Below are 11,454 nucleotides of genomic sequence, written 5' to 3'. Positions count from 1 at the left end.
AAAAGCGAGAAGTCTACGGGCAACTGGCCGCTTTTTCTAGCTCCATTGAGATATGCACTTACAAGTTGAATCTAGGAGGTGATTTTCTTATGATTTAAGCACAATCGTGCACATTATATTCAATAAGTGCTATTTCTTAAGCAAAAATTGTGTAATTTGGTTGTGTACTGAGTAATTATAGCAAATTAAAAAATAAAACCAAAGTCAAGCGTATAACTCTAACTTTATAAATATAAAGTTAGGACTTACATATTGACAACGTAAATTTCCTATAAATCAGATAGTTACTTTGAATCCTGAAAAATAATAGAGGAAGCCTTTACCTCAGAAAATGATCGATTTGCAACCAAATACACAGCATTGCGCTCAATAAACATCCGGGTTCTTAGAACCCGGAATTTCCTTATGCCCCATAAAAGGGGCCTAAAAGCCAGCCCTCTAGAAGGCTGGCCGCAGAGCTGTCCCACTCTATCATTATCGCGGCAAATCCAGCTGTGCTTACCGCTGCTCTAACTTCTCTTGATATTTTACATACTTACGTATCATCACAGCATCAACTCCGATCGTATCTACGCAGTACCCTTTCTCCCAAAAATGATTACCCCAATAGGGCTTCTTCCCGAGATATGGAAGTCGTGTGAAAACCCTCAGCGCCGACTTTCTTTTGACCACTCCCAATAACTTCGAGGCCGACACCTTTGGCGGTACTTTCACCAAAAGATGCACATGCTCAGCTTGCACATTCAACTGAATAACAGTACAACGTAATTGGCTACAATAGCCTTGAGGGCACCTCTAAAAATTGCCTAATTTTTGCTAAAATAGGCTCGATGACTCTCAAACCAAGATGTAGCTACGTGGACGCATTTCAACAGCCTGCTAAAGGACGAGTATCCCTACGGCCAGACAGCGATACCCCGCCGAAAGAATATTCTCTGCCGCATTTAGGTCGTGGTGATGCTCAATTCCGTATACTGAGCAAGGCCATTTTCTTATTCGCAAGCCTGTTAGTCCTTTCGGACTGCTGTCGGAAAGCGTCCTGCAGCACGAACAGGTTTGGGTGGCGGAGACTGGCTATCAGAGCTTCCCGACAGCAAAGCAAGCCATCAGCGATTACCTCCTTGGCTACTCAACCAGATCCCACCACCTCAGAACAACGATGATTGAGCCCCGCACGAGGCAGCAGAAAAACACGGGCAGGCTTAAAAGCCTGTGGCCAAAAATACTTGACCACTACACTATGCGGTGAAAGCCCTGCGCATCCGCTGCCAAAGTGGAACTTCTTTTTATGAAGAATGTGCACGTTGTGTACCGCGCAAAATCAGGTTTCGCAGTCTTGCGCCGAGCGCACTGATATCCTGCCCAATCGCATACAGTGACGGCACCAGCAGCAGGGTGACGAAAAAGGCCACAAAAACGCCGGCGGCCAGCGCCACTACAATCGGTTGCAGTTCGGCGGCCTGAATACTCCGTTCCAGCATCAATGGCAGCAGGCCGACGATGGTGGTGACGGTGGTCAGCAGGATGGGGCGGAAGCGCGCGACGCCGGCTTCTACAATAGCCTTGAGGGGTTTCATACCCCCATCGCGCAACCGGTTGCAGCAATCCATCAGCACGAGGTTGTCGTTGACCACCACCCCGGCGGCGGCGGCGATACCGAAGTAGCTGTAGATGGCCATGGTCATACCCGTGACGGCATGGCCAAAGATGGCGCCAACGAACGCGAAGGGAATGGCGACCAGGATCAGGATCGGCTGGAAGTAGCTGCGGAAGGCGATTGCCAGCAGACTGTACATGGCAAAGAAGGCCGTGGTGTACAGACTCAGCACCTCTTTAAGAAAGCGTTTTTCGCCCTCCGCCTGACCCACAGCGCCGCGAATAATGCCCGGATAGCGCTTTTCCCAGTCGGGGAAAAAGTTTTCATTCAAATCCTTCATGATGTCGCTGCGCACATCGTCTTTCAGGTCCGCCATCACCCGCGCCGCGCGATTACCATTCCAGCGCTGGATGCGCTTGATGCCCGGCGCATATTCGAGGTCGGCGATGGCCAGCAACGGCACCTCGCGGCCGTCTGCGGTGCGCACGCGAAAATCCTGCAGGCTCTCGATGGAGCGGCGCGAAGCCAGCGGGTAGCGCACCATCACCTTGACGTCCTGGCCGGCGCGGGGCAAGCGCTGCACTTCTTCACCGAAGTACGCCTGGCGCACCTGGCGATTGACCTCCGCCAGGGTCAGTCCGAGTTTGGTCGCACCGGGCTTGAGGTCAATGCGGATTTCCTCAGAAGCGCCTTCGAGATTGTTGCGCACGTCGTACAGGTTTTCGTAGCTGCGCAGCTGGGTTTCCAGGTCGGCGGTGGCGCTGCGCAGCACATCCAGATTTGGGTGGCGGATGGACAGTTCAAACCCGGGGTCGTTGTCGTTGAGTGTATAGCGTACCGAAACCTCTTTCGCATCGGGGATCTCGCCGATCAGCTCCCGCAGGCGCAGGGCGGCGTCCTTGGCGGACATGTCGCGCATTTCCGGCGGGGCCAGTTGCACTATGGCGATCACGCTGTCGCGCCGGGAGCGGGTATACCAGTTCTCAATGAGGACACCCTGGCCGTCTGTGCGTTGGTTTACCTCTTCCTCAAGGCGCTTTTCCGCATCCTGCAGTAGGGCCAGGATCTCCAGCGCGCGGCTGTAGGGCGCCCCCTCGGGCATCACGACATTGACAGTCACTTCGTCGGATTCGATGTCGGGCATAAAGCCCTTCTTCACCCAGCCGCTGCCAAACATACCTATGCCGATCATCAGGGTGGCGATAAAAATGCTCAGTGTCAGATAGCGCCGCTCCACGGCCCACTGGCCAATGCGACGGTAGTGATTGTGGGCGAAATGGACAATGCCATCGGCGATGCGCTTTTGCACACGACCAAACCGGCCGGGTCTGGTGCGTGGCTTGAGGTTGCGAAGGTGTGCAGGGAGAATAAACAGACACTCGACCAGGGAAAACGCCAGTGCAAGGATTACCACCCAGGTGATATGGCGGGTGAACTCGCTGATGGAGCCGCTCATAAAGAGCCACGGCAGAAAGGCCAGGATCGTGGTTGCCACCGCAAAGATGACCGGTTTGGCCACCAGTTGTGTGCCCAACACGGCGGCGCGCAGGCCCCCATCAGGCCCCTGGTGTTCCGCGCGCTGGGATTCGGAATGGATACTCTCTCCCACCACAATGGCGTCGTCCACAACGATTCCCAACACCAACAGGAAGGCGAAGGTGGACAGCATGTTGAGGGATACGCCCACGCTGGGCAGCAGAACAAAGGCACCGGCGTACGCGGTCGCGATCCCTATCGCCACCCACAAGGCCACCTTTGGGCGCAAGCTCAAGAGCAGCACTAGCAGGACCAACACCAGCCCCTGCAGGGCAGAGCTGCCGATGGTCTGCATACGGCCCTTGAAGCCCTCAGCATCATCGGTCCACAGGGTGAGTTTGGCACCGCCCGGCAGCGTCTTGCTGCGCTCTGTGATCCACTCGCGGATGGCATCGGACGCGGTGACGATATTCATGGTCTCGGTGCTCATCACCTGTAGCAGCACCGCGGGTTCGCCGTTGAGGGTGGCGAGGATTTCGTTGTCCACGAAACCATCCACAACGTTGGCGATATCGCCGATGCGAATGGTGCCGCCATCGGCAGTCTGACGCACGATGATATCGGCAAACTCCTGCTCGGTATCGGCCTGGTTGCGGACCTTGAGCTGGTAGGCACCCACCTCCGTGCGCACGGTACCGGCGGATTGGTTGAGGGAGTTGGCGCGGATGGCGTCAGCCACTTCCTGAAACGTCATGCCATAGCGGCGCAGCGCTTGCTCGCTGACCTCAATGGAGACTTCTTCCATGCGGGTACCGAACAGCTCCACCACCGAGATGGCGGGCAGGGCGACCGCTTCGCGTCGCAATTGCTCCGCCAGCCGCTTCAGTTCCCGTTCGCCTACATCACCGTGTACGGCCACGCGGATATATTCGTCGCGGTTGACCCATTGGCGGACCTGCGGCGGTTCTATGCTGCGCGGGAAGGAGGAGATACCGTCGACACGGATTTTGACCTCATTCATAAATCGGGAAAAGTCGACATCACTTTCCGCCAGGATATAGACGCCGCCATAGCCCTCGGCTGAAGTGGAGCGCACCCATTCCATATTGTCCAGGTCGCTGACGGCCTCCTCGATCCGGGCCACGATCTGCTCTTCCACTTCCTGTGGCGCTGCCCCCGGCCAGGAGACCTCGATTTCCAGCCCCGGGAAGCGCACCTGAGGGTCCATTTCCCGTTCCATGATGCCAAAGCCCAGAATGCCGGTGACGAAAATGCCCACCATCATCAGATTGGCGGCGACGCTGTTGCGCGCCCACCATTCGATTAACTTGTTCATGTGCGCTTTCCGTTGTTATTTTTGGGCCATTTGGGTGACGGGCTGAACCTGCATCCCATGCACGGCATTGGCAAGGGTGGAAATCACCACCTTCTCGCCATCGGCCAGGCCGGCGTCGACCACGACGCGATTTTCCGAGGTGGACACGACCTCTACAGTGCGGATATCCAGGCGGTTATCCTCATCTATCACGTATACCGTATCGGCATTGCGCAGGGCCTCCCGCGGCAATACCAACGCCCGGTGTGCCTGCACACTTTCTGCTTGTGCGGTCACAAACAGCCCTGCTGCCAGGGGCACCCCGTCGCTGGCACCTTTGCCATAGGGGTCTCGTACCTCCGCAATGGCGTATATCAAACGCGTTTGCTGGTCGATAGCCGCCTGGGTGCGCACGATGCGCCCCTGCCACTGGTGCTGGGCCCGACCCACCTGGGCGGACAGGGTTACGATCGGCCCGGGATGGGCAGTCGTGGAGACAAAGCCCATGGACAGCCCCAGTTCCAACAGTTGGGAATCGGTGAGCGGCAGGCGTACTTCCACAAGATCAGTGGCAAATACACGACCGAGCGGCATGCCGGTGCTGACATACTGGCCCACACCTGTGTCGCGACGGACCACACGGCCTCGGAACGGCAACTTGACACGGGTACGCGCCAAGTTGCGTTCTGCGTCGGCGAGTTCCGCTTTGGCGGAGTGCAGGTTGGCCTCGGCTTCCTGCACCTGGGGCTGATTGACCTGCAAGGGTGTCGGTTCTTTATTTGGAGTGGTAGAGAGCCACTGCTGGCGTTTGATGCTGGCTTGCGCCTGTGCCTGTAGCAAGAGCACCCGGGCCTGCGCTACCCCGGCTTCGGCGCGGGCCTGTGCAAGGCGGTAGTCGGCATCGTCCAACTGGATCAGGGTTTCACCGGCTTCGAACCCGGCGCCCTCGGCGAAATTGGCGGCAATATGGGTGATGCGGCCGGAAACCTCAGGGGTGAGGTCTATCTCGGTATGTGGGCGGACTACCCCCTGAGTGGTGACGGTAAGCTGAACCGATTCTTCCCGGGCCTCGGTATAGAGTAACGATACCAGGCGTTGCTCTTCCTCTTTTTTTTCCGGCGCCGGTTTGGCGGCAGACATCCATTGCACGACCCCAAAACCCACTGCCAGCACCAATATAGGTGCTGCAGCTTTTAAGTACTTGTTTTTCATCTATGTCTTCTTGTCTGATTGCCAAATTCCACAACGGCTAGCGTCGATCAGCGCCGATAACACCATGGGAACCAAAGCCTTGGCCATGGGGTCGGCGCTGGGTTGAGCCTTATCAGCGACAGATGCCGGTTGCCAATGCTTTTATTGACGAACCGGGGAGGGAGTTTGGATGCGGCAGCATAAAATTTTGATTTTTCGGCGTTACCAGGAAAGTGGTAACGGGGCTATTGTCATTTTGGTTGCCTGGCTCGGCTGTGCCAACTCTGTACATACATTGGTACAGTTGCTCTGTGCACACCCGCAGTGTCAGGGCTTTTCCCGGGTTGCCAGTGTCTAGAGTTTGCGTAGCTCAGGCGATTGTGTGGCCATAGCTCCTAGATAAGAGTTACCCCCTTTCTCGTGGGTACAGGTTTGGGCTGTGGACTTTGTTGTTCTGTGTGTATGAGCTTCATCAGCTGGAGCGGTATCAGCGAAACGGGGTGACCGGCAGGTTTTGCCAGCTCCGATGCACAGGGACTGGAGGAAAGGTCATATGGATACCTATACAGTTTGGAACCGCTTGGTTGTAACCAAGGTGATATTTTGAACCGTGAGTCGGATTTGTGTCATCGAAGGTTTGTTCGCTCTCAGGATAGGGGGCAGAAATCACTCTGGTGGCGCGCCTTTACACAAGAAGGGGGAACCGGGATAATAATGATCAATGCGACCACCTGCAGATCTCTTAATTTTTCGGAAGAGTAATATCCTATGACCCCACTGATTAAACACGCCTTAATCGTTTTTATGGCGTTTTTTGCAATTATGAACCCTATAGCAAATACGACAGTATTTGCGGGGTTGAGCGGGGACAAGGACAAGACTGAGCAGGTTAAAATTGCACTCAAGGCTCTAGTCATAACCTTTATTATCATTTTATTGTTTGCTTTGCTCGGCAAATCAATCTTTCACTTGTTTGGTATCACCCTTCCTGCTTTGCGCATAGCAGGCGGTGTTATCGTCTTTTTGGTTGGCTACCATATGCTCCAGGGGGCAAGTTCAAAACTGCATACGTCTCAAAAGAAGGATGGTGCCGATATTGCTGTATCCCCGATGGCCGTACCGCTCCTGGCTGGGCCGGGCACTATTGCCACGGCAATGAGTTATTCGGCTGCAGATGGATGGCCAGAAATCATTGTGACGATAGTTGTATTTGCGATTCTGTGCATTATCACTTTTTTCTGTTTTATTTTTAGTTCGAAAATTTTATCGGTAGCCGGTAAGAGCGGACTTGATATTATCACGCGCTTAATGGGGTTGATCCTGGCAGTCATTGGGGTGCAAATGATGATAGTAGGTGTTCAGACTGCTATGCAGACTCAGGTACTCAGTTGATACATGGTTTTATAATGGGTTTGCCGACTGCTGAAAAACGCTTTTCAAGCCAATTTTCTGTTTATAGCCTGCCGGTTTGTAACTAAACGACTTATGGAATAAGACATTTTTGCAAGCTTTCTGCCAGGGAGGAAGGGCACTCCTGCCTGAGTCGCGGTTTTAAAGTAGCCTGTTAGAGGTCCACTAATTCTTTTCCGATATGGTCGGCTATCTATCTCGCGACTGTATAGACCAACTTGCCTGGCCCATACCGCTATGCTGTCGGGCTTCTGATCGTAAATGGACGCCCTAGTGCCGAAAAACCACTCGGCCATCTGCGTGATGCGCTGGTCGAGTGGGAAACCTGCGATACATATTTGATTTTTGGATGTGCGCTGCGGGTTGTGTGAGAGCCCGCGAGAAGTCTGCCTACATAACGCCAAATGGCGGTGCATAAGCGCGTGTAATGCCTGCACCCATGCGGTATTGCGAGGCTGCACCAGGGAGCACACCGGCGGGATTGGGCAAACAGGGGCCAAAGGGGTCCATGTAGGCAGCGGCCGGTGGGAGCGGCCCGACAGGCAAGGGCGCTGTCGCCCACTCCGCGTTCATCCATATACCCGCGCGGCCTTCCGCATTCATGGTATCAGCGGGTGCTGGATTGTCTTCGACTACAAAATAAATCGGCCCGCCGCCAGCCGCACAGCCCGTCCCGGTGAAATAGACACGATTGTGATGCGTGACCATCATCATGTCCGCCACAAACCGGAAGGTACCCAGTTCACCACCCGTGGCTGGGTCGACTGCGGTACTCAGTCCGCGCACCCAGCCGGCACTGGGTGTATTGTGGCCCTGGCCACCCACTTTGACTTCTGTAACATGGCCCACCAGAACACCTGCCCCATCAAACATCTCGATCCAGGTGTCTGGCACGGCTACGGCAAAACCAGGCATTAACAACGCTACAATGAATATTATTTTTTTCATGTTGGATTCCATTTTTTTGAACAAAATAAGACGCCACACAAGATCGATTGACAGACATATCCTGACCATCCTGCTTATAGAAACCAGGCAGGGAGATCGGGCCGCTCACAATTGTCTCATGAGCCCCCAAAAATCCAGATAGCGTGTAAGAAGTGATGCACTCCAGCCGGTGCAGAATGATTATTCGCTATTTGGATTACATACCGACAATCGTTTAGCGCCCATTCGATAATGCGGGCTCAATCGATTGTCAATATAAGCGTGGTTTGTACTGATAACCTTTTGAAAAACCACATATTTTTGTAATTCATTATTTCGCATTGGATGGCATTGTTAATCAAGTTGCTTTTATTTTTACCACCCTTGAATTATTCTTGCCGGTTTCAGACCGTCAAGTTTCTTATTCTGCTGATATTCTATATATTGGTTTGGGATCGGAATGCCCTAGTTGCTTTGCCTGACTGGCAAGACGAACTGTTTGTAGCAAACCAATGCACATCATCCAGTCTTGGCATTCACCAATTCGCTTCCATCTTGCCTAAGCTCACTTCCTGATAGCTTCAAAGAATAGATCAACGATAGTGCAGGCCATCACTCTGTCTCGGCTTTTAATGCAATCCGTCGGATATCAAACTTTGTCATCAGTACCAAGATCAACAAACCAACGGAATATTAGATCCTAATTCATTTGTTTATAAGCGGACATTCAGTTCGAAATCTGAAAAGAATCTGCAACAGTAGCGCTAGAATCAATTGTTCCGATGATATTGAGCATTTGCCATCAGTGAAACACCGTGCATGAAAGGCTGCATTTAAATCATTCAATACCAAATCGACGTTTTCGAGCGTCTCTGATTGAATACTTAGGTTGAATTCAAGATTACAAAACACTATAGCTGAAAAGTACAGATCGTTTTTAGATGTGCAATAAATAATTTTGAATGAAGAAAATTAATGGACTATTGCCTCATTTTCCTGACTTTTCAGTAGTTTTCTAGAGGCTCAATACTGACCATTATCCCAAAAATGTCATATTGATCCGGCAGTTGAATCTGCCGAATTAACATAAGGTAAAGGAATCCTGTCGCATTTCTTATAGTGCTGTTTGTTGGTGTGAAAGCAAGTTTGTGCGATTGTAGCGGATTTACAAGGGCCGCATTTAAAATAGGATCTAGATAATCTGTTTGATTGTTCGGTTAATGACGTGATTAAGGATATTTCTCATTGAGGTTTGCTCGGATTTTCAGGTAAGGTTGTAGTGTTGTTAGGGGTGCTCCATTCATAAAAAGGAAATTTACCATGAAATCTATATTCAATTTTTTAATCGCTTCTATTATTTCTGGTTTTTCAATGGTGAGTTTGGCTGATCCTATTCAAGATTTATCCATGAACCTATATAAAGCGGGTTGGTTTCCAAATTTTATTCAGGGAACAGGTCCCTTAACCTGTCCTCGAACCTGTGAGATATGGGTTGGTGCCCGGGCTGAGCAGGAAAAAAGTAGCGATATGGATCAGGATAGTGAGCGGGCGGCGGTGTGTAAGGTGACCAGAGATGCCTCTATTATTTTTGAAGGTATCAATGACCCTTCATCCCATTGGATCTATGGAAACCAATTTGATGATGAGCCGGTATGCTATGTAGCCCACCGGAGTGGCTGGGTGGAACGCAGCGAATACTTTATGTGTTTATGTGTACAACCGGGGTAATGACACAATCTGCTGAATTTCCTGGAAATTCGTTTGTGACACTTTGGCTTTGTCACTGAGATGTGGGTGAAAAATAAAAAAGTTGTGCATGGGCAATCCGTCGTTTGACGGGTTGCCCATGCTGCGAAAAAGTGTTGAAAAACCCTTTGGCGCAGTTGCTGCCGGGCCGTAAGGAGAGAATACGCCTTCCCCAAAACGCGCTGTGAATACATCCTAGTACGATCGTACCCGGCATCCATGTCTTATACAATTTTGGGAGAGGGGTATCCCTCTCTCCTGCCTTACCAGTCTGTCGTTGATTTTCCTATAATAACGCAAGCCCTAGGTGTGCTGAGATAGTGAAAATGCGCATTTTCAAGCTGTAAGACACCCTATTTGCAGAGTGCTAAAATCGGACGTTCAACAAATTTCAAAGCCCCCCTCAGGTCAAATTTCGGTTGCTGCAAGTATGTATTTTGTGGGGTGCCCGGCATTGAATTCCCGTCCTGAAATTTTCCTGCTCTGGAGTTCATCAGCAAATGTCTATCCCGGCAAGCCAGGTTGCCAGGATAACAAATCGCCATCTCCCTTTAGCAGATGCGCTCTACGCCACGGGATCGGTCGTTGGAAAAAATCCATTGCCACAATTGTATTTTACCCGCACGGAAGGCACCGGCACAGGAAAGAAGATAGTAGCGCCACATACGATAGAAGCGTCTGCCGTAGCGGTCGGCAAAGTGCGGCCAGTGACGCTCAAAATTCCGGTGCCAGGCCATCAGGGTTTTATCGTAGTCCGGGCCAAAATTGTGCAAGTCCTCACAGACCAGTAGGCCCTGTGCAGCCAGGGTAATTTGTCCCGCCGCGGGGATCTCCCCATCGGGGAAGATGTATTTGTCGATCCAGGGATTGTTGGGGGTGGGTTGAATTTTCCCAATAGTATGCAGCAGCATAAGCCCGTCTTTTTTCAGGCAGCGTTTGACGACCTCCATAAAGGTGCGATGATTTTTGCGCCCAACATGTTCAAACATCCCCACACTGGCAATACGATCGAACGATTCGTTGAGGTCACGGTAGTCTTGTAAGTGAACCGTGATTGGGAGATCGGGGTAGCGCTCTTTGACATAAGCGCTCTGTTCGCTGGAGACCGTTATTCCAACACACTCCACTTGATATTTTTGTGCGGCATAACCGATCAGGCTGCCCCAGCCGCAACCGATGTCGAGCAATTTCATTCCCGGTTGTAAATCCAGCTTGCGGCAGATCAGGTCGAGCTTTGCCGTCTGGGCATCATCCAGGCTTTCGACACCGGGCCAGTAGCCACAGCTATATGCCAGGCGGTTGTCCAGCATGGTTGTATAGAATTCGTTGCCAAGATCGTAGTGATGCTGGCCGATATTGAAAGCACGCCGCCGGCTCTGCAGGTTGAGTACATAGCTGCGAAAGACACGCCACGCATTGCGCCAGTTTTTGATGTGTCGGCCCAGGTCAGCAGCCAACAGACGATAAAAGAACTGGTCCAGTGCCTGGACATCCCAGTCTCCCCGCATGTAAGTCTCGCCGAGCCCCATACTGTGGTGGGCTATGATCTCGTCGAGCGCCTCCTTGCGATGGAGTTGCAAATCCCAAGGCCTGTCCCCGTTTATCCGAATGTCCGCCTCGGCCAGTAAATCGTCAGCCAGGTGACGGGTGCGGCCAATTGCGGGAATATCCAGGCTATCCTGTTGTTCGTTTGCCATCAAACCCTCCTCATTGCTTCTGATGTGATGTTGAAAGAGATGCCCTTGAATTAGTTGCCTGCCCACGCCATTTAATACAGGATGTCAAGGTGCTG

At 52.1% G+C, this 11,454-nt stretch carries 7 protein-coding genes and 2 pseudogenes; 3 read left to right on the top strand and 6 right to left on the bottom strand.

What is annotated here, in order from left to right; all coding sequences use genetic code 11:
- Nucleotides 1-498: 498 nt before the first annotated feature.
- The 4 genes and pseudogenes from tnpA to Q1A48_RS16570 form a co-directional block, all read right to left on the bottom strand.
- Nucleotides 499-774: pseudogene (gene tnpA, locus Q1A48_RS21910) on the bottom strand (IS200/IS605 family transposase); the annotation flags it as partial.
- 105 nt (nucleotides 775-879) lie between these two features.
- Nucleotides 880-1,047, bottom strand: a pseudogene (locus tag Q1A48_RS21905) (RNA-guided endonuclease TnpB family protein); the annotation flags it as partial.
- A 239-nt stretch (nucleotides 1,048-1,286) separates the two neighbouring features.
- Nucleotides 1,287-4,409, bottom strand: coding sequence for an efflux RND transporter permease subunit (locus Q1A48_RS16575; protein WP_299947132.1), 3,123 nt, complete (start codon nucleotides 4,407-4,409; stop codon nucleotides 1,287-1,289).
- 15 nt (nucleotides 4,410-4,424) lie between these two features.
- The gene (locus Q1A48_RS16570; RefSeq protein ID WP_299947130.1) at nucleotides 4,425-5,600 is read right to left on the bottom strand and encodes an efflux RND transporter periplasmic adaptor subunit; all 1,176 of its coding nucleotides are present in this window, start codon (nucleotides 5,598-5,600) and stop codon (nucleotides 4,425-4,427) included.
- A gap of 169 nt (nucleotides 5,601-5,769) precedes the next feature.
- Between Q1A48_RS16570 and Q1A48_RS16565 the strand changes: the two genes are divergently transcribed.
- Nucleotides 5,770-5,937, top strand: coding sequence for a hypothetical protein (locus tag Q1A48_RS16565; protein ID WP_299947129.1), 168 nt, complete (start codon nucleotides 5,770-5,772; stop codon nucleotides 5,935-5,937).
- A 410-nt stretch (nucleotides 5,938-6,347) separates the two neighbouring features.
- Nucleotides 6,348-6,971 carry a MarC family protein gene (locus Q1A48_RS16560; protein WP_299947127.1) on the top strand — a complete coding sequence of 208 codons (624 nt, stop codon included), beginning with the start codon at nucleotides 6,348-6,350 and terminating at the stop codon, nucleotides 6,969-6,971.
- Between the two features lie 408 nt (nucleotides 6,972-7,379).
- Here Q1A48_RS16560 and Q1A48_RS16555 read toward each other — a convergent pair whose 3' ends face one another.
- Nucleotides 7,380-7,937 carry a hypothetical protein gene (locus Q1A48_RS16555; protein ID WP_299947125.1) on the bottom strand — a complete coding sequence of 186 codons (558 nt, stop codon included), beginning with the start codon at nucleotides 7,935-7,937 and terminating at the stop codon, nucleotides 7,380-7,382.
- Nucleotides 7,938-9,236: 1,299 nt separating this feature from the next.
- Here Q1A48_RS16555 and Q1A48_RS16550 point away from each other — a divergent pair.
- The gene (locus tag Q1A48_RS16550; RefSeq protein WP_299947123.1) at nucleotides 9,237-9,644 is read left to right on the top strand and encodes a hypothetical protein; all 408 of its coding nucleotides are present in this window, start codon (nucleotides 9,237-9,239) and stop codon (nucleotides 9,642-9,644) included.
- Between the two features lie 569 nt (nucleotides 9,645-10,213).
- Here Q1A48_RS16550 and cfa read toward each other — a convergent pair.
- Nucleotides 10,214-11,359: a cyclopropane fatty acyl phospholipid synthase gene (cfa, locus tag Q1A48_RS16545; protein ID WP_299947122.1), complete on the bottom strand. Its 1,146-nt coding sequence runs from the start codon at nucleotides 11,357-11,359 to the stop codon at nucleotides 10,214-10,216.
- Between the last annotated feature and the right edge of the window lie 95 nt (nucleotides 11,360-11,454).

Origin of the sequence: uncultured Microbulbifer sp., from assembly GCF_947489355.1 — a bacterium.
In the GTDB taxonomy this organism is placed as follows: domain Bacteria; phylum Pseudomonadota; class Gammaproteobacteria; order Pseudomonadales; family Cellvibrionaceae; genus Microbulbifer.
Note: the sequence above shows the minus strand (reverse complement) of the source record. Positions and strands in the feature narration are given on the sequence as shown.

What these genes read in the sequence shown, in the direction of transcription:
- Q1A48_RS16575 (WP_299947132.1), bottom strand. Translation starts at nt 4,409, where the DNA reads ATGAACAAGTTAATCGAATGGTGGGCGCGCAACAGCGTCGCCGCCAAT.
- Q1A48_RS16570 (WP_299947130.1), bottom strand. Translation starts at nt 5,600, where the DNA reads ATGAAAAACAAGTACTTAAAAGCTGCAGCACCTATATTGGTGCTGGCA.
- Q1A48_RS16565 (WP_299947129.1), top strand. Translation starts at nt 5,770, where the DNA reads ATGCGGCAGCATAAAATTTTGATTTTTCGGCGTTACCAGGAAAGTGGT.
- Q1A48_RS16560 (WP_299947127.1), top strand. Translation starts at nt 6,348, where the DNA reads ATGACCCCACTGATTAAACACGCCTTAATCGTTTTTATGGCGTTTTTT.
- Q1A48_RS16555 (WP_299947125.1), bottom strand. Translation starts at nt 7,937, where the DNA reads ATGAAAAAAATAATATTCATTGTAGCGTTGTTAATGCCTGGTTTTGCC.
- Q1A48_RS16550 (WP_299947123.1), top strand. Translation starts at nt 9,237, where the DNA reads ATGAAATCTATATTCAATTTTTTAATCGCTTCTATTATTTCTGGTTTT.
- cfa (WP_299947122.1), bottom strand. Translation starts at nt 11,359, where the DNA reads ATGGCAAACGAACAACAGGATAGCCTGGATATTCCCGCAATTGGCCGC.